Here is an 18,217-nt window from a genome sequence, read left to right on the forward strand (position 1 = left end):
GCAGGAGCGGCGATAGCGGGCGCGCGTCAGGCGCGTCCGTCCACAACAGGCGCGGGGCGATCGGCAAGGCCGGGCCTTGGCGCAGCGGAGTAGGTTTATGAAATATGCTTTGACGGTTCTGACGCTCAGCGCCCTGCTGGCGGGCTGCGCCAATGATGGCGAGCGGATTGCCTTTGACGGGCAGTATTTCAACACCAAACTGCGCAAGGTCGACGGCCAGCGGGATGTCTTTCAGGTGACAGTCAAGGACGCCGGCAAATCCATCGACGGCGCCCGCGCGGCGGCGCGCTATGAGGCGGTGAAATACTGTGTCGGCAACTACGGCAACTCGAAAATCGACTGGACCTTTGGCCCCGACGCCCCGGCAAGCGCGCTGCGGTTCGATGGCGGGGCGCTGACCTTTCAGGGGCGCTGCCCCCAGTGATCGCATCGGCGACATATCGCGGGCCTGCGGGCCTTGGGGGCGGTGATATTGAATATCACGGCCTGCGATCTCCATTTGTCAGACGGGCCGTTCCGGCCCGCTGCATGAAGGAGAATTGATATGCGCACCCTGATGATCGCCGTGATGGGCCTAAGCCTGACCGCCGCCACCGTGACACCGGTCGCCGCCAAACCGCCATTGCGCGAGGTGGCCGCCATCGACGATGCGCTCTTGGACATGGGCGTCGCCGACATCATCCGCAAAAACTGCCCCGACATCAGCGCGCGGATGCTGCGCGCGGTCAAGATGGCTTGGGACTTGAAAGGCAAGGCAACCGATCTGGGCTACTCCGACGCCGAGATCGACGCCTATATTGATAGTGACGCTGAAAAAGCGCGCATGAGAGCGCGGGGCGCCGCGTTTTTCAAGGCGAAGGGGGTCGATACTTCGGACCCGCAAAGCTATTGTGCGCTCGGACGCGAAGAGATTCAAAAATCGAGCCGGATCGGTTCGTTACTGAAGGCAAAGTGAGCTTATGAGCGATATCCGCAAGATCATCATCGACGGTAAGGAAGTCGAAGTCGAAGGGGCGATGACGCTCATTCAGGCCTGCGAGCAGGTCGGCATTGAAGTGCCGCGCTTCTGTTACCACGAGCGTCTGTCGATCGCTGGCAACTGCCGCATGTGTCTTGTGGAAGTCGTCGGCGGGCCGCCCAAGCCCGCCGCCTCCTGCGCCATGCAGGTACGCGACCTGCGCCCCGGTCCCGAGGGCCAGCCGCCGGTCGTGAAAACCAACTCGCCCATGGTCAAGAAGGCCCGTGAAGGCGTGATGGAATTCCTGCTCATCAACCACCCGCTCGATTGCCCGATCTGCGACCAGGGCGGTGAGTGCGACCTGCAGGACCAGGCGATGGCCTACGGCGTCGACTTTTCGCGCTACCGCGAGCCCAAGCGCGCGACCGAAGATCTCGATCTTGGCCCGCTGGTCGAGACCCATATGACACGCTGCATCTCCTGTACCCGCTGCGTGCGCTTCACGACCGAGGTCGCGGGCCAGCACGTCATGGGCCAAACCGGCCGCGGAGAGGATGCGGAGATCACGACCTATCTCGGCGCGCTGATCGACAGCAACCTGTCGGGCAATATCATCGATCTTTGCCCGGTGGGTGCGCTGGTCTCCAAGCCCTACGCCTTTACCGCGCGTCCGTGGGAACTGACGAAGACCGAGAGCATCGACGTGATGGATGCGCTCGGCTCCAACATCCGCGTCGACACCAAGGGCCGTGAAGTCATGCGCTTCCTGCCGCGCAACCATGATGGCGTGAACGAGGAGTGGATTTCCGACAAGACCCGTTTTGTCTGGGACGGTCTGCGCCGCCAGCGTCTTGACACACCTTACATCCGCGAGAACGGCAAGCTGCGCAAAGCCAGCTGGCCCGAGGCGCTGAATGCCGCCGCCGCCGCGATGAAGGGCAAGAAGCTGGCCGGTTTGATCGGCGATCTGGCCCCGGTCGAGGCCGCCTTTGCCCTGAAGCAGCTGATCGAGGGGCAGGGCGGTGTCGTCGAATGCCGCACCGATGGCGCGAAACTGCCCGCGGGCAACCGTTTCGGCTATGTTGGCAACGCGCGGATCGAGGATCTGGATGATGCCAAGATGATCCAGCTCATCGGCACGAACCCCGCCGTCGAGGCGCCGGTGCTGAACGCGCGTATTCGCAAGGCGTGGAGCAATGGCGCCGAGATCGGCCTGATCGGCGAAGCGGCTGACCTGACCTATCCGCATCATCATCTGGGCAACGACCGCGCCACGCTCGACAAGCTGATGGGCAGCGACTTCGATGAAGTGCTGGAGCAGCCTTCGGTGATCGTCGTGGGGCAGGGCGCCCTGCGCGAAGCCGATGGTTCGGCGGTTCTGGCGAAAGCGATGGAGCTTGCCGAGAAGACCAAGAGCAAGCTGATGGTTCTGCACACCGCAGCCTCGCGCGTCGGCGCGATGGACATCGGTGCCGTGGCCGAAAACGGTATGGACGACGTGAACGCGGCAGAGGTGATCTACAACCTCGGTGCCGACGAGATCGAGATCGGCGAAGGCCCCTTTGTGATCTACCAAGGCAGCCATGGCGACCGCGGCGCACACCGTGCCGACATCATCTTGCCGGGCGCCGCCTATACCGAGGAGCCGGGGCTGTTCGTCAACACCGAAGGCCGTCCGCAGCTGGCGCTGCGCGCAGGCTTTGCACCGGGGCAGGCGAAAGAGAACTGGGCGATTCTTCGGGCACTTTCGGCTGAGATGGGCGCGCAACTGGGCTATGATTCCATTGCCGAGCTGCGCCGCAACCTGACCGAGGCCGTGCCGCATCTGGCGAATGTCGATGAGGTGCCCGAAAACGAATGGAACGCGCTGCCTGCGGGCAAGCTGGGCGATGCGTCTTTCGCGCCTGCGGTGCGTGACTTCTATCTCTCCAACCCGATCGCGCGGGCCAGCCAGTTGATGGCGGAACTGTCGGCACTGGCCGCCGCGCGCCGGGCCGAGCCGATGGCGGCGGAGTGAGAACAATGGCGTTGGCCCCCTTGATGCTACTGGCCGCCTGCGAACCGCAGGTGCCGGTGGCCGAGGATTTTATCCCCGATTACAAGGGGGTCGAAACCCAGCTTTTGGACGGGGATTTGGTGCAATTCAACGTGGCGATGACCAAGGCGCTTTCGGCGCAGGACGTGTCGGACTACGCCGAATGCGCCGCCGCGCAATACACGCTGATCCGGGGCTACGGTTTTGCGCGTCATGTGCGGACAAATGTGAGCGAAGAGGGTGGCATATGGCGGGCAGATGCTGTTTACACAATCTCGCCGAGCCTGCCCAAAGGCTTGAAGACAATTGATGCCGAAGTGACCGCGTTTCAATGCGCGGAACGCGGCATTCCGACGGTGTGAGGACTTATGGCTGATTTCTTTTACACGACCGGGCTTGGCATTGCCCTGCTGACGGTTGGGCAGGTGTTGCTGCTGGTGGTGCCGTTGCTGCTGGCGCTGGCCTTCCTCATGTATGCCGACCGCAAGATCTGGGCCGCCGTGATGATGCGCCGCGGCCCCAACGTTGTGGGCGTCTTCGGCCTGCTGCAAAGTTTTGCCGACTTCCTCAAATATATCGTTAAGGAAGTGGTGGTTCCGGCGGGCGCAGACAAGGGGGTCTTCTTCCTTGCGCCGATGATTTCCTTCGTCATGGCAATGATCGCTTGGGCGGTGATCCCGTTTAACGACGGTTGGATCCTGTCGGACATCAACGTGGCGATCCTCTATGTCTTCGCCGTCTCCTCGCTTGAGGTTTACGGCGTGATCATGGGCGGTTGGGCGTCGAACTCGAAATATCCCTTCTTGGGCTCTTTGCGTTCTGCCGCGCAGATGATCTCTTACGAAGTGTCGATCGGTCTGATCATCATCGGCGTGATCCTCTCGACCGGGTCGATGAACTTCTCCTCCATCGTGGCGGCGCAGGATGGCGACTGGGGTCTGCTGAACTGGTACTTCCTGCCGCATTTCCCGATGTTGATCCTGTTCTTCATCTCGGCGCTGGCGGAAACTAACCGCCCGCCCTTCGACCTGCCGGAAGCGGAATCGGAGCTGGTGGCGGGCTATCAGGTGGAATATTCCTCGACCCCCTTCCTGCTCTTCATGATTGGCGAGCTGGTGGCCGTGGTGCTGATGTGCGCGCTGGTGTCGCTGATGTTCTTCGGTGGCTGGCTGTCTCCGGTGCCGTTCCTGCCCGATGGCTTCTTCTGGATGTTCATCAAGATGCTGATGGTCTTCTTCATGTTCGCCATGGTGAAGGCTATCACGCCGCGCTACCGCTATGACCAGCTGATGCGGCTGGGGTGGAAAGTCTTCCTGCCCTTCTCGCTCTTCTGGGTGGTCTTCGTGGCATTCGCTGCAAAATTCGATTGGTTCTGGGGCATCTACGCCCGCTGGACCGTAGGGGGCTGATATGGCTGCGACTGATTACACCCGCGCCGCGAAATATTTCCTGCTGGCAGATTACGCCAAGGCGTTCATGCTGGGGATGCGCTATTTCTTTGCGCCGAAAACCACGCTGAACTACCCGCATGAAAAGGGGCCGTTGTCGCCCCGTTTTCGCGGGGAGCATGCCCTGCGCCGTTATCCCAATGGGGAGGAACGCTGCATTGCCTGTAAGCTTTGCGAAGCGATCTGCCCTGCGCAGGCGATCACCATCGACGCCGAAGCGCGCGAAGACGGCAGCCGCCGCACCACGCGTTATGACATCGACATGACCAAATGCATTTACTGCGGTTTCTGTCAGGAAGCTTGCCCGGTAGATGCTATCGTCGAAGGCCCGAACTTCGAGTTCTCGACCGAGACCCGCGAAGAACTCTACTACGACAAGGCCAAGCTTTTGGACAACGGCGAACGCTGGGAAGCCGAAATTGCCCGCAACCTCGAAATGGACGCGCCCTACAGATGAACGACCCCAAGAACCCTTTTGATGCGATGATGAAGCAAGCGCAGGAAATGGCGAAAGCCTTTCCAGCGATGGATGCTTTTTCGCCTAAAGGGTTCGAGGCGATGATGGGCACCATGCCGAAGGAAATGATGGATTTCTGGTTCGGCGACACGGTCAACAAGGGCGGGCTGGACGCGCGGACGCGGCTGCTTCTGACCCTAGCCGGGCTGACCATGCAGGGCGCGCAGAATGACATGGCCCTCCGCCAAACCGTGCGCCACGCGCGCGAGGCGGGGGCCACGAAACAACATATCGTCGAGACGATCAGCCAGATGTCGGTCTTTGCCGGGCTTCCGGCGATGACCCGGGCGCTGGAATTGGCGCAATCGGTCCTCGACGACGAACAAGACACCAAGAAGGAAGACGGCGCATGACGGTCTTTTCATTTTACCTCTTCGCGATCAGCGTCATCACCGGCGGGCTGTTCACGGTGATCAGCCGCAACCCGGTGCATTCGGTGCTCTGGCTGATCCTGTCCTTCCTTTCGGCGGCGGGGCTCTTCGTTCTGCTCGGCGCGGAGTTCGTGGCGATGCTGCTGGTCATCGTCTATGTGGGCGCGGTGGCGGTGCTCTTCCTCTTCGTTGTCATGATGCTCGACGTGGACTTCGCCGAACTCAAGGCCGAGATGGCGCGCTACATGCCTTTGGCCTTGCTGATCGGGCTGGTGATTTTGATGCAATTCGTCATGGCCTTCGGCGCATGGGAGCAGAGCGCGGCGGCGGAGAGCCTGCGGGCCAATGCGATTGATCCCGCGCGGTTCAACACCGAAGCCCTCGGCCTGCTGCTGTATGATCGTTACTTCCTGCTGTTCCAACTGGCAGGTCTGATCCTGCTGGTGGCGATGATCGGGGCGATCGTGCTGACACTGCGTCACCGTAAGGATGTGAAACGCCAAGACGTGGTGGCCCAGATGATGCGCGACCCGGCCAAGGCGATGGAGCTGCGCGACGTGAAGTCAGGGCAGGGCCTTTAACTAACGGAATTTTTCAAAAATTCCGGGGCCGTTTTCTTTGAAAGAAAACGGCGTAAAAGAAAGAAAGGGACGTCGAAATGTCGAGAACAACAATCGTGGTACTGGTCGTGGTGTTGATCGTCGTATTTTTCGGCGGCTACAGCTTTATCGGCTAAAGCTTCGGCAATCCCGGTGGCAGCCGGGGCAAAGTGATACTAAAAGCCCCATTAAATGGGGCGCGACCAAAGCCCATCAAGGGGCGGGAACGTAAGGGACGACATGATCGGACTTGAGCATTACCTGACAGTGGCGGCGACGCTGTTTGTCATCGGCATCTTCGGGCTATTCCTGAACCGCAAGAACGTGATCATTCTGCTGATGAGCATCGAATTGATGCTGCTCGCGGTGAATATCAACCTCGTCGCCTTTTCCAGCTTCCTTGGTGATCTGACGGGGCAGGTCTTTACCCTTTTCGTGCTCACCGTCGCCGCGGCTGAGGCTGCCATCGGCCTCGCCATTTTGGTCTGTTTCTTCCGCAACCGTGGCTCGATCGCGGTGGAAGATGTCAACGTGATGAAGGGCTGAGGCAATGGAAACCACGATCCTATTCGCCCCGCTGGTGGGTGCCATCCTCTGCGGTTTCGGCTGGAAGATCATCGGTGAAAAGGCCGCCCAGTGGGTCGCCACCGGGCTGCTGTTCCTTGCCGCCTTCCTGTCTTGGGTGGTTTTCTTGACGCTGGACGGCCCAGCCGAGCAAATTCAGATCCTGCGCTTTATTGAAAGCGGCACGCTGAGCACCGATTGGGCGATCCGGCTCGACCGTCTGACCGCGATCATGCTGATCGTCATCACCACGGTGTCGAGCCTCGTACATCTCTATTCCTTCGGCTACATGGCCCATGACGAGAACTTCCGTGATAACGAAAGCTATCGCCCTCGGTTCTTCGCCTATCTGTCTTTTTTCACCTTCGCGATGTTGATGCTGGTGACAGCCGACAACCTCGTGCAGATGTTCTTTGGCTGGGAAGGCGTGGGCGTGGCCTCCTACTTGCTGATCGGCTTCTACTTCCGCAAGCCGTCGGCCAATGCCGCAGCGATGAAAGCCTTCGTGGTCAACCGGGTGGGGGACTTTGCCTTCCTGCTCGGCATCTTTGGCCTTTACATGCTGACGGACTCGATCCGCTTTGACGATATCTTTGCCGCCGCACCCGATCTGGCCGAACAGTCCGTTACCTTCCTGTGGAACGACTGGAACGCAGCGAACCTGATCGCCTTCCTCCTGTTCCTCGGCGCGATGGGTAAATCGGCGCAGCTTTTCCTGCACACATGGCTGCCCGACGCGATGGAAGGCCCGACGCCTGTGTCGGCGCTGATCCACGCCGCGACCATGGTGACGGCGGGTGTTTTCCTTGTCTGCCGCATGTCGCCCGTGATGGAATTCGCGCCCGAGGCGATGGGTTTCGTTACCGTGATCGGCGCCACCACTGCCTTTGTTGCCGCGACCATCGGCCTTGTGCAGACCGATATCAAACGCGTCATCGCCTATTCGACCATGTCGCAGCTTGGCTATATGTTCGTGGCCGCGGGCGTGGGCATGTACTCGGCGGCGATGTTCCACCTCTTCACGCACGCCTTCTTCAAGGCGATGCTCTTCTTGGGCGCCGGCTCGGTCATCCATGCGATGCACCATGAGCAGGACATGACCAACTACGGCGGTCTGCGCAAAAAGATCCCCTATACCTTCTGGGCAATGATGATCGGCACGCTGGCCATCACCGGCGTCGGCATTCCGCTCACACATATTGGTTTCGCGGGCTTCCTGTCGAAGGACGCGATTATCGAGAGCGCTTGGGGTGGCGGGTCGATGTATGGCTTCTGGCTTCTTGTGATCGCCGCGGCGATGACGAGCTTCTACAGCTGGCGCCTGATTTTCCTGACCTTCTTTGGCAAGCCGCGGGGCAACAAGCATACTCATGAGCATGCGCATGAGAGCCCGATGGTCATGCTGATCCCGCTTGGCGTTCTGGCGCTCGGCTCGGTCTTTGCCGGGATGATCTGGTACGGCAGCTTCTTTGGTCACGCGGATCAAGTCGGCAAGTTCTATGGCATCCCGATGGCCGAGATGGCAGGCCACGGCGACGATAATGTCGAAGGGGCGGAGGATGACCACGGCGCAACTGGTCCGGTCGATGGCGACCATGGCGCGGATGCGCTGGTCGAAGGCCACCAAGACGCCGGCACTTATCACGAAGCCTTCGGCGGTGCGCCGGGCGATGGGGCGCTTTACTTCGCACCCGACAACCATGTTCTGGAAGATGCCCATGCCGCGCCGAAATGGGTCAAGGTCTCGCCCTTCATCGCGATGCTGGCCGGTCTGGTCATGGCCCTGTGGTTCTACATCTGGAGCCCGACCGTCCCGGGACGGCTGGCGGCAAACCAACGCCCGCTTTACCTGTTCCTGAAAAACAAATGGTACTTTGATGAGGTTTACGACGTGATTTTCGTGCGTCCTGCCAAAACGATCGGCCGGTTCCTGTGGAAACGCGGCGATGGCACTGTGATCGACGGCACGCTTAATGGCATCGCCATGGGGATCATCCCCTTCTTCACCCGCCTCGCAGGTAAGGCACAGACGGGCTATATCTTCACCTATGCCTTCGCCATGGTGATCGGCATCGCCGTTCTGGTGACATGGATGACGATGAGCGGAGGAGCGAACTGATGGATACGCATCTGCTTTCAATCATCACATTCATTCCGGCATTCGCAGCGCTGATCCTTGCGGTCTTCCTGCGGGGCGATGATGCCGCCGCCGGGCGGAATGCGAAATGGTTGGCCTTCATCACCACGACGGTCACCTTCCTGATCTCGCTTTTTGTGCTGTTCGAGTTCGACCCGTCGAACACCGATTTCCAATTCGTGGATGAGGCCGACTGGCTCTTGGGCCTGAAATATCGCCTCGGCGTCGACGGCATCTCGATCCTTTTCGTGATGCTCACGACCTTCATGATGCCGCTGGTCATCGCGGCAAGCTGGAACGTCGAGCATCGCGTTAAGGAATACATGATCGCCTTCCTGCTGTTGGAGACCCTGATGCTGGGCGTCTTCATGGCGCTGGATTTGGTGCTCTTCTACCTCTTCTTCGAAGCGGGCCTGATCCCGATGTTCCTGATCATCGGCATCTGGGGCGGGAAAGAGCGGATCTACGCGAGCTTCAAGTTCTTCCTCTACACCTTCCTCGGCTCGGTGCTGATGCTGGTCGCGATGGTGGCGATGTTTACCGAAGCGGGCACCACCTGCATCGGCGGCTGTGAGATCAGCCTGCTCACGCATAACTTCGGCTCCGAAAGCTTTGAGGTTCTGGGCATCCAGATCGTCGGCGGCATGCAGACGCTGATGTTCCTCGCCTTCTTCGCCAGCTTCGCGGTGAAAATGCCGATGTGGCCGGTCCACACCTGGCTGCCCGACGCCCACGTTCAGGCGCCGACGGCAGGCTCCGTGGTGCTGGCGGCGATCCTGCTCAAGATGGGCGGCTACGGCTTCTTGCGCTTCTCTTTGCCTATGTTCCCAGTGGGGGCCGAGGTGATGACTCCGCTGATCCTGTGGATGTCGGCCATCGCCATCGTCTACACCTCGCTGGTGGCGCTGGTGCAGCAGGACATGAAAAAGCTGATCGCCTATTCCTCGGTCGCACACATGGGTTTTGTGACCATGGGCATCTTTGCGGCCAACCAGCAGGGTGTCGATGGGGCGATCTTCCAGATGATCAGCCACGGCTTCATCTCAGGCGCGCTCTTCCTCAGCGTCGGTGTGATCTATGACCGGATGCACACCCGTGAGATCGACGCCTATGGCGGTCTGGTCAACCGGATGCCCGCCTATGCGCTGGTCTTCATGTTCTTCACCATGGCCAATGTGGGCCTGCCGGGGACTTCGGGCTTCGTGGGGGAATTCCTGACGCTGATGGCGACCTTCCAAGTGAACACTTGGGTGGCGGCCGTGGCCACGACGGGCGTGATCTTCTCGGCGGCCTATGCGCTGTGGCTCTATCGCCGCGTGGTGATGGGTGACCTGATCAAGGAAAGCCTCAAGGCGATCACCGATATGACTGCGCGTGAGAAATGGATCATTGCCCCTCTGGTGGCGATGACCCTGATCCTGGGCGTCTACCCGGCGCTGGTGCTGGACATGATCGGGCCCTCCGTGGCTGCCCTGATTGAAAATTACGACATGGCGCTGGAGGCGGCTGACACCGCCGTGCAGACCGCCGATGCCTCGCATTAAGAAGGACTTGGCGCATGATATCCGCTGATCTGAACATCATTCTGCCTGAGATCGTCCTTGCGGGGTTTGCCCTGCTCGGCCTTCTCGGCGCGGTCTATACGTCGAAAGACAAGGCCGCCGGGGTGCTCGTCTGGGTGACCGCGGTGGTGATGGTGCTGCTGGCCGGTTGGGTGGCCATGTCTGGCGACGGCACCACCAATATCGCCTTCCACGGCATGTTTATCGACGACACTTTCGCGCGTTTCGCCAAGGTGACGATCCTGCTTTCTGCCGCTGCCGTCTTGGTCATGTCGGAAAACTATATGAAACTGCGCGGCTTGCTGCGGTTCGAGTATCCGATGCTCGTGGCCTTGGCCGTCGTTGGCATGATGATGATGGTCTCCGCAGGCGACCTGATGGCGCTCTACATGGGGCTGGAACTGCAGTCGCTGGCGCTTTACGTCGTGGCCTCCCTGCGCCGCGACTCGGTTAAGTCCACTGAAGCGGGTTTGAAGTATTTCGTGCTCGGCGCACTCAGCTCGGGCTTGCTGCTCTATGGCGCATCGCTGGTCTATGGCTACGCCGGGACCACGCTGTTCGCGGGCATCATCACCACGGCGCAGACGGGCGGCACATCGCTTGGCCTGCTCTTTGGTCTGGTCTTCCTGATCTCGGGCCTTGCCTTCAAAGTCTCCGCCGTGCCCTTCCACATGTGGACACCGGACGTTTACGAAGGCGCGCCCACGCCGATCGCGGCTTTCTTTGCCACGGCGCCCAAGGTTGCGGCGATGGGTCTCTTCGCCCGGGTGATGCATGACGCCTTTGGCCAGATCGTCAGCGACTGGACACAGATCGTCGCGCTGTTGTCGGTTCTGTCGATGTTCTTTGGCTCGGTCGCCGCGATCGGTCAGACCAATATCAAACGTCTGATGGCCTTCTCCTCCATCGCGCATATTGGCTATGCGCTGATGGGTCTGGCCGCGGGCACCGCCTTTGGCGTGCAGGCGATGCTGGTCTATATGGCGATCTATGTGACCATGAACCTCGGCACCTTCGCCTTTATCCTGCTGATGCAGAAAGACGGCGCGCCGGTGACGGATATCACCCTGCTCAACATGTATGCCAAGACCAACCCGGGCCGGGCGCTGGCGATGCTGGTGCTGCTGTTCAGCCTTGCGGGCGTGCCGCCGATGCTGGGTTTCTTCGGCAAGTTCTATGTGCTGCGCGCGGCCTATGACGCCAATATGACATGGCTGGCCATCGCGGGCGTGATCGCCAGTGTGATCGGTGCCTATTACTACCTGCGCATCGTCTTCTACATGTACTTCGGCGAAGAGCGTTCGGACACGCTCGACCACCAGAACGGTGGTGTGCTGACCGTGGTGCTGATGGCCTCTGCCGTCATCATGATCGTCGGTATTGCCAATATGTTCGGCGTCGAAGGCTTGGCCGCATCGGCTGCGGCATCGCTGGTGAACTGAGCGGTGCGGCACGAGATCGGCCAGACCCGCGCATGACCCCTTGGCCGGAAGGCTATGGCCGGCGCGTCTATGACACGCTCGATTCCACCCTCTCAGAGGCGGCGCGGTTACAGCAAGAGCTGACCGCGCCGACTTGGATCTTGGCGCTGGAGCAGACGGCGGCGCGCGGCCGTCGGGGCCGGAGCTGGGCCACCCCCCGCGGCAATTTTGCGGCCACCCTGATGATGCCGCGCAAAGAGCCGCCGGGCGTCGCCGCGCTGCGCTCTTTCGTGGCCTCGCTCGCGCTTTACCGTGCATTCGTCGCAGTGACGGGGCGGGAGGACGCTTTTGCGTTGAAGTGGCCGAATGACGTTCTGCTGCGCGGCGGTAAGGTTGCTGGCATTCTGTTGGAAAGCGTGGGTGAGCATTTGGCCATCGGCATCGGCGTGAACCTTGCCCATGGACCGGCGGCGGACAGCCTTGAAGCGCGCGCCTTACCTGCGGTGACCCTGCGCGAAGCGGGGAGCAATGTGGGCGCGGAAGAGTTCCTCGACGTGCTTGCGCGGGAATACGCCGGTCTGGAAGAGCAGTTCACGACCTATGGTTTCAGCACGATCCGCAGCGCGTGGCTGGCCCATGCCGCGCGGCTCGGAGAGGTCATCACCGCGCGCACCATGCGCGACGAGATGACCGGCGTTTTCGAAGATGTAGACGGCGCAGGCAATCTGATCCTGCGCACCCGCGACGGCGCGGTGCCCATCACCGCAGCGGACGTGTTTTTCTAAAATCGGGGGGAGGGGAGGCACCATGCTTCTGGCAATCGACTGCGGCAATACCAACACCGTGTTCTCTATCTGGGATGGGGATGCGTTCATCGCCACATGGCGCACGTCGACCGAATGGAAACGCACCGCCGACCAATATTACGTTTGGCTCAACACCCTGATGCGGCTTCAGAATATCGACGCCGACATCACGGATATGATCATCAGCTCGACGGTGCCGCGGGTGGTGTTCAACCTGCGCGTTCTGGCGGATCGCTACTTTAACACGCGGCCCTTCGTTGTCGGGAAACCGGGCTGCGCACTGCCCATCGACGTGCGTGTGGACGAGGGGACGCAGGTCGGCCCGGACCGGTTGGTCAACACCGTGGCAGGCTATGACCTCTATGGCGGCGACCTGATCGTGGTGGATTTCGGCACGGCCACGACCTTTGACGTGGTGGCCGATGATGGGGCCTATATCGGGGGGGTGATCGCGCCTGGGGTGAACCTCAGCCTAGAGGCGCTGCACAACGCGGCCGCCGCCCTGCCGCATGTCGATATCTCGAAACCGCCGTCGGTGATTGGCACCAATACGGTGGCCTGCATGCAGTCCGGTGTCTTTTGGGGTTATGTCGGGTTGGTTCGTGAGATATGTGAGCGGATAAGGGCGGAACGTGCAAGACCGATGCGCGTTATCGCCACGGGGGGTCTGGCACCGCTGTTTCAGCAGGCAGTCGACCTGTTCGATGATTATCAAGATGAACTCACGATGCACGGGCTGACCGTGATCCACGATTATAATAAGGACAAAGCTGAATAATATGAGCAGCGAACGATTTATCTATCTGCCCCTCGGTGGGGCGGGTGAAATTGGCATGAACGCCTATGTCTACGGTTACGGCAAGCCCGGTAAAGAACGGCTGATCGTCGTCGACATCGGTGTGGCCTTTCCGGACATGGACAGCACGCCGGGCGTGGACCTGATCCTGCCCGACATCTCTTGGCTGAAGAAGCGTCGCGATCAGATCGAAGCGATCTTCATCACCCATGCCCACGAAGACCACATCGGTGCCATCGCGCATTCCTATGAGGTGCTGAAGGCGCCGATCTATGCGCGCGCCTTTACCGCCAATATCGCCCGCCGGAAGATGTCTGAACACGGCCACCCCGAGGATGCGGTCACCACCGTCAGCGCATGGCCCGAGCAGATCACCGCAGGTCCGTTCAAAGTGGGCTTCCTGCCGATCTCGCATTCGATCCCCGAATCCTCTGCCATGGTCATCGACACGCCCGAGGGGCGCACGATCCATTCGGGCGATTTCAAGATCGACCGCACGCCGGGCGTCGGCGAAGCCTTTGACGACGCGCTTTGGGCCGAGGTTTGCAAGGATGGCGTGAAGGCGCTGATCTGCGACAGCACGAATGTTTTCTCCGCCCATCCCGGTCGCTCCGAAGCCACTGTGGGCCCGGAGATCGAAAAGCTGGTGAGCAGCGCCGAGGGCATGGTCGTCGCCACCACCTTCGCCTCCAACGTGGCGCGGGTCAAAACGCTGGCCGAAGCCGGTGCGCGGGCAGGGCGGTCTATCGTGCTCTTGGGCCGTGCGATGAACCGCATGGTCGACGCCTCGATCCAGACCGGTGTGATGAAAGACTTCCCGCCCGTCATCTCGCCCGAGAACGCCCGCGCCATCCCGCGCGAGAACCTGATGTTGCTGGTCACCGGCAGCCAAGGGGAGCGCCGCGCGGCCTCTGCGCAACTGGCACGGGGCAAGTATCAGGGGATCGAGTTGAAAGAGGGCGACCTCTTCCTCTTTTCCTCGAAAACCATCCCGGGCAATGAGCGTGGCGTGATCGGCATCATCAACCAGTTCTCGGAAAAGGGTGTAGATGTTGTCGACGACTCCTCGGGCCTCTACCATGTGTCGGGCCATGCCAACCGCCCCGATCTGGAAACCCTCCATGCCATCATAAAACCGCAGGTTCTGATCCCTATGCACGGGGAGCACCGCCACCTGCGCGAACACGTCAAGATCGCCGATGCCAAGGGCATCACCGGCGTTCTGGCGGTGAACGGGATGATGGTGGACCTGTCGGGCAACCAGCCCAAGGTGGTCGAACATGTCGATACGGGTCGCATGTATCTGGACGGTTCGGTTCAGGTTGGTGCGCTGGATGGTGTGATCCGCGACCGTATCCGCATGGCGCTGAACGGCCATGCCACAGTGACGTTGATCCTCGATACCGATGACGAGCCTTTGGGCGAGCCTTGGGTTGATCTGATGGGCCTGCCGGAAACGGGCCGGTCCAATGCGCCGCTCGTAGATGTGCTTGAACAAGACCTCAGCCAGTGGCTGAACCGTCAGAAAGCCGCCACCCTGCGGGATGACGACAAGCTAAACGACGGTCTGAAAAAGGTCGCGCGGCAGTCGTCCTATGACGAAATCGGCAAGAAGCCCGAAGTCACCGTGGTGGTCAGCCGTCTGAGCTGACCTCCGCGTCACCGCTGCACATATAGACCGCGCCGCCCACCGCGACCACGCTTACCCCCGTGGCCGCAAGGGCGGCGGGGGTCGACAGGGCAGTGGCCAGCGTGCTGCCTGTCGTCGCCAAATTGGCGCTGAGGGCAGAGGCCCCTCCCGTCAAAATGAACGCCCCCGATTTATGTGCCACGGCGCGGAGGTTGTCCGGCTGGCTGAGCCTGTCCACGGCGGAGCGCGCGATGTTCTTGCTGATCTCGACGGTCTCTTCCTTGGTGGTGTTCACCCGCTCGCAGAAGGTCTTCTTGCAATAGCCGCGATAGTTCCGCGCGCCGGGGATCAGGAAATGCCCGTCTTCGGGCGTGGCGGTCAGGCAATAGCCGTCGATCTGATCCAGCGGCACAGTGGTGGCGAGGTAGTCGAACAGCACTCCGCTGTCGCAGGCGGGCGGCGTGCCCCAAAGCTTGCTCCACTTCCGCGCGGGCCAATTCATCAGACGCTCGCGGGTGCCGACCTCTTCGGCGAAATTGGCAAAATTCTCGGCTTCCACCACAACTTCGGCGCCATTGACCTCGGCCCGGCAGCGTTCCGCGCTGGCGGGGGCGGCGGTGAAGGCGGTTAGGATCGTGAGAGCGAGGAGGGCGGGGCGCAGCATGATTGTCCTATCTGATGGGTTTCCCCTCACATAGCACAGACGAAAAAGCCGCCAATCCCGGCGGGGATCGGCGGCGAATTCATGCCCGCGTTGGCGCGGTTCAGATGCGTTCGCGGAAGCTTAGACCGATGAAGTCTGGCGTGTGATCGCCCAGACCGACGACACGGTTGTCGTTGCCGCCCCGTTTGTCGCCCCGGCCACGTCCGCCGCGCGACTTCTTCTCGTCCTTGTTGCCGCGGCCCGACTTGCGTTCGTCCTGCGCGGCCTCTGCCTTTTCGGGCTGCGCTTTGTCGTCGGTTTTGGCGTCGACCTTGGCCTCGGCCTTCTCGGCCTGCGGTTGCTTGCCCTCGGCGGGTGCCTCGACAGGTTTGTCGGCCTTGCGGCTGCGCGAGCGGGTCCGCTTGGGCTTGTCATCGGACTTGGCCGGTGCGTCGGAGGTCTCCTCGGCGGGTTTGGCTTTGCCGAGCGGGTTTTCGATGCGCGGGATTTCCTTTTGCACCAGACGCTCGACATCCTCGAAGTTCTTTTCGTCGCGCGGCTGGCAGATCATGATCGCCTTGCCATCGCGGCCCGCGCGGCCGGTGCGGCCAATGCGGTGAACGTAGTCTTCGGCATGGCTCGGCACGTCGAAGTTGAAGACATGGCTCACGCTTGGCACATCAAGGCCACGCGCGGCAACGTCGGAAGCCACGAGGAAGCGCAACTCGCCACCCCGGAACCCTTCGAGCGTGCGGGTCCGCTGGCTCTGGTCCAGATCGCCGTGGATCGGGGCCGCGTCATAGCCGTATTTCTTCAGCGATTTCGCGACGATATCCACGTCCATCTTGCGGTTGCAGAAGATGATCGCATTGGTGCATTTCTCACCTTCGGCGTCGATCAGCAGGCGCAGCAGCTTGCGCTTCTCGCTCGCCTCGCGGTCCTTGCGCGAGCCTTTGAACATCACGACGCCCTGTTCGATATTCTCGCTCGTGGTCGCCTGACGCGCCACTTCGATCCGCTCAGGGTTGCTAAGGAAGGTGTTGGTGATCCGCTCGATCTCAGGCGCCATGGTGGCCGAGAAGAACAGCGTTTGCCGGGTGAAGGGCGTGAGGCCGAAGATCCGCTCAATGTCAGGGATAAAGCCCATGTCGAGCATCCGGTCGGCTTCGTCCACGACCATGACCTTGACGTCCGACAGGATCAGCTTGCCGCGCTCGAAATGATCAAGCAGGCGGCCCGGGGTGGCGATCAGCACGTCGACGCCCTTGTCGATCAGCTTGTCCTGCTCTTTGAAGGAAACGCCGCCAATGAGCAGTGCTTTGGTCAGCTTCAGATGCTTGGAATAGGTGTCAAAGTTCTCGGCTACCTGCGCGGCCAGTTCCCGCGTGGGGCAGAGCACGAGGCTCCGCGGCATCCGCGCGCGCGCCCGGCCACGGGCGAGAAGTGACAGCATCGGCAGCGTGAAGCTGGCTGTCTTGCCGGTGCCGGTCTGGGCGATGCCCAGAACGTCACGACCTTCAAGAGCGGGGGGAATGGCGCCCGCCTGAATAGGTGTGGGCGATTCGTAGCCAGCCTCATCAATAGCTTTGAGGACCTTGGCATTCAGGTTCAGATCGGTAAATTTTGTCATGTGCGTCCGAGTTGAGCGGACACTGACTTGGCCCGCGGCAGCAATACAAGCCGGCCCGAATGGCCCAAGGGGCGGCATTTGCCGCGGCATGTTGCGAAAGCGCATAGCAAGTTGCGGCCCAGCCGTCAAACACTTGCCCTCTCAGGCGCTTAACTTGGGAACTGGCGCGACACCTTTGCATCAAGGTCGAGATCGGCGAGACGCAGCAGACCGTGGGCATTTAACGTTTCGCGCAGCTCAGGCGTATCGGCGCAGACCTCATCGAAAAAGGCGCGCAATCCCGGCTCACCCCCTTCGGATTCGATCATGGAAAAGAGTTCATGCATCGACAATCCGCCGCGATCGCGGGGGCGGTTGGGGGCCAGATCGGCGCGGTAGGAGCCTTTTTCCAGCCGGTAGCGATAGGCGGCGAGCCACTCCGGCCAGCTTTTCGCGTGAAGATGCGCGAGATCAATGCCGGGCTGCTGCTCTGGCCCGTCGATCATCGTATCGTGCTGAAAAGCGTTGTGGATCTGGAGCCGCACCTCCGCCATCCCGGTGCGAACGAAAACTTTGCCGGCCAGATGGCTCAGAAAGCCACCTTTGACGTAGTCACCATAGGTCGGGTAAAGCGCCGAGACGATCTGGGCGCGCTCGGGGCCGTTGGGAATGAAGGCTTTGAAAGCCGTCCCATCCCCGGCCAAAGCCTCCATCGGGCGGATGCGGGTGATTGTTTGTGCCGGGGGCAGGGTGGCAAGCACCTCATCCACCGGGCGGTCAGAGACGAGGAACTCGTCCACATCCATATGGATCAGCCAATCCACATCATCCGCCCGGTTATAGGCGCGGGTCGCGTTCTGGCTTTGACGGACTTGGTGCTTTTGCGGACGTTTGCCACAAAGCCTTTGCCAATAGGCCTCATCGCAGGTGGTGACACGGATTTTTGGATGGGCCTTCAGGCTTTCGAAAGCCTCTGGGTTTTCGGCATCGAGGTATAGGTAGAGGCGATGCGCGCCCGCCTCCAAATGGTAGGCGGCAAAGCGTCGTATCTCCTCTGCGGGGGCCAGGATCGTGGCCACCAGCCCCCATTTTGTCGTCGTCGTCATCGCGTCTCCCCAGTT

At 61.1% G+C, this 18,217-nt stretch carries 18 protein-coding genes; 15 read left to right on the forward strand and 3 right to left on the reverse strand.

Annotated elements, in window-relative coordinates:
* Window positions 1-97 precede the first annotated feature (97 nt).
* The 15 genes from ACGYLX_RS03360 (at window position 98) to ACGYLX_RS03430 (ending at window position 14,865) form a co-directional block, all read left to right on the forward strand.
* Window positions 98-424, forward strand: coding sequence for a hypothetical protein (locus ACGYLX_RS03360; RefSeq protein WP_209218009.1), 327 nt, complete (start codon window positions 98-100; stop codon window positions 422-424).
* A 120-nt stretch (window positions 425-544) separates the two neighbouring features.
* Entirely contained in the window at window positions 545-955 is a 411-nt protein-coding gene (locus tag ACGYLX_RS03365; RefSeq protein WP_067263433.1) for a DUF5333 domain-containing protein, read from the forward strand.
* Between the two features lie 4 nt (window positions 956-959).
* On the forward strand, window positions 960-2,975 hold the full coding sequence (gene nuoG, locus ACGYLX_RS03370) for an NADH-quinone oxidoreductase subunit NuoG (RefSeq protein WP_394447300.1): 2,016 nt from the start codon (window positions 960-962) through the stop codon (window positions 2,973-2,975).
* Window positions 2,976-2,980: 5 nt separating this feature from the next.
* Entirely contained in the window at window positions 2,981-3,355 is a 375-nt protein-coding gene (locus ACGYLX_RS03375) for a hypothetical protein (RefSeq protein ID WP_067263450.1), read from the forward strand.
* Window positions 3,356-3,361: 6 nt separating this feature from the next.
* Window positions 3,362-4,402: an NADH-quinone oxidoreductase subunit NuoH gene (nuoH, locus tag ACGYLX_RS03380; RefSeq protein WP_067263452.1), complete on the forward strand. Its 1,041-nt coding sequence runs from the start codon at window positions 3,362-3,364 to the stop codon at window positions 4,400-4,402.
* A gap of 1 nt (window position 4,403) precedes the next feature.
* Window positions 4,404-4,898, forward strand: coding sequence for an NADH-quinone oxidoreductase subunit NuoI (nuoI, locus tag ACGYLX_RS03385; RefSeq protein ID WP_067263454.1), 495 nt, complete (start codon window positions 4,404-4,406; stop codon window positions 4,896-4,898).
* Complete coding sequence (locus ACGYLX_RS03390; RefSeq protein WP_394447302.1) at window positions 4,895-5,311, forward strand: carboxymuconolactone decarboxylase family protein; 417 nt, start codon at window positions 4,895-4,897, stop codon at window positions 5,309-5,311. Before nuoI ends, ACGYLX_RS03390 begins: the two co-directional genes overlap by 4 nt.
* On the forward strand, window positions 5,308-5,910 hold the full coding sequence (locus ACGYLX_RS03395) for an NADH-quinone oxidoreductase subunit J (protein WP_067268146.1): 603 nt from the start codon (window positions 5,308-5,310) through the stop codon (window positions 5,908-5,910). The genes ACGYLX_RS03390 and ACGYLX_RS03395 overlap by 4 nt, the downstream gene beginning before the upstream one ends.
* Window positions 5,911-6,168: 258 nt before the next feature.
* Window positions 6,169-6,474, forward strand: coding sequence for an NADH-quinone oxidoreductase subunit NuoK (gene nuoK, locus ACGYLX_RS03400; protein WP_007119508.1), 306 nt, complete (start codon window positions 6,169-6,171; stop codon window positions 6,472-6,474).
* Window positions 6,475-6,478: 4 nt separating this feature from the next.
* Complete coding sequence (gene nuoL, locus ACGYLX_RS03405; RefSeq protein WP_394447304.1) at window positions 6,479-8,611, forward strand: NADH-quinone oxidoreductase subunit L; 2,133 nt, start codon at window positions 6,479-6,481, stop codon at window positions 8,609-8,611.
* The gene (locus tag ACGYLX_RS03410) at window positions 8,611-10,173 is read left to right on the forward strand and encodes an NADH-quinone oxidoreductase subunit M (protein ID WP_271687634.1); all 1,563 of its coding nucleotides are present in this window, start codon (window positions 8,611-8,613) and stop codon (window positions 10,171-10,173) included. The genes nuoL and ACGYLX_RS03410 overlap by 1 nt, the downstream gene beginning before the upstream one ends.
* A gap of 14 nt (window positions 10,174-10,187) precedes the next feature.
* The gene (gene nuoN / locus ACGYLX_RS03415) at window positions 10,188-11,633 is read left to right on the forward strand and encodes an NADH-quinone oxidoreductase subunit NuoN (protein ID WP_067268151.1); all 1,446 of its coding nucleotides are present in this window, start codon (window positions 10,188-10,190) and stop codon (window positions 11,631-11,633) included.
* 32 nt (window positions 11,634-11,665) lie between these two features.
* Complete coding sequence (locus tag ACGYLX_RS03420) at window positions 11,666-12,397, forward strand: biotin--[acetyl-CoA-carboxylase] ligase (protein ID WP_394447306.1); 732 nt, start codon at window positions 11,666-11,668, stop codon at window positions 12,395-12,397.
* Between the two features lie 22 nt (window positions 12,398-12,419).
* A complete protein-coding gene (locus ACGYLX_RS03425) occupies window positions 12,420-13,196 on the forward strand; it encodes a type III pantothenate kinase (RefSeq protein WP_209218020.1) in 777 nt (258 codons plus the stop codon).
* A gap of 1 nt (window position 13,197) precedes the next feature.
* Window positions 13,198-14,865, forward strand: coding sequence for a ribonuclease J (locus ACGYLX_RS03430; protein WP_394447308.1), 1,668 nt, complete (start codon window positions 13,198-13,200; stop codon window positions 14,863-14,865).
* Here ACGYLX_RS03430 and ACGYLX_RS03435 read toward each other — a convergent pair.
* The 3 genes from ACGYLX_RS03435 to ACGYLX_RS03445 all read right to left on the reverse strand — a co-directional run bounded on the left by ACGYLX_RS03435 (window position 14,849) and on the right by ACGYLX_RS03445 (window position 18,202).
* Window positions 14,849-15,508 (reverse strand): hypothetical protein, encoded by a 660-nt coding sequence (locus ACGYLX_RS03435; RefSeq protein WP_394447310.1) that lies wholly within the window; start codon window positions 15,506-15,508, stop codon window positions 14,849-14,851. The genes ACGYLX_RS03430 and ACGYLX_RS03435 overlap by 17 nt on opposite strands.
* Window positions 15,509-15,608: 100 nt before the next feature.
* Window positions 15,609-17,117, reverse strand: a complete 1,509-nt coding sequence (locus ACGYLX_RS03440; protein ID WP_394447312.1) for a DEAD/DEAH box helicase — start codon at window positions 17,115-17,117, stop codon at window positions 15,609-15,611.
* Window positions 17,118-17,266: 149 nt separating this feature from the next.
* Window positions 17,267-18,202: a glycosyltransferase family 2 protein gene (locus ACGYLX_RS03445; RefSeq protein ID WP_394447314.1), complete on the reverse strand. Its 936-nt coding sequence runs from the start codon at window positions 18,200-18,202 to the stop codon at window positions 17,267-17,269.
* Window positions 18,203-18,217 lie beyond the last annotated feature (15 nt).

Source organism: Sulfitobacter sp. 1A13496 (assembly GCF_043557225.1).
GTDB lineage: Bacteria > Pseudomonadota > Alphaproteobacteria > Rhodobacterales > Rhodobacteraceae > Sulfitobacter > Sulfitobacter faviae.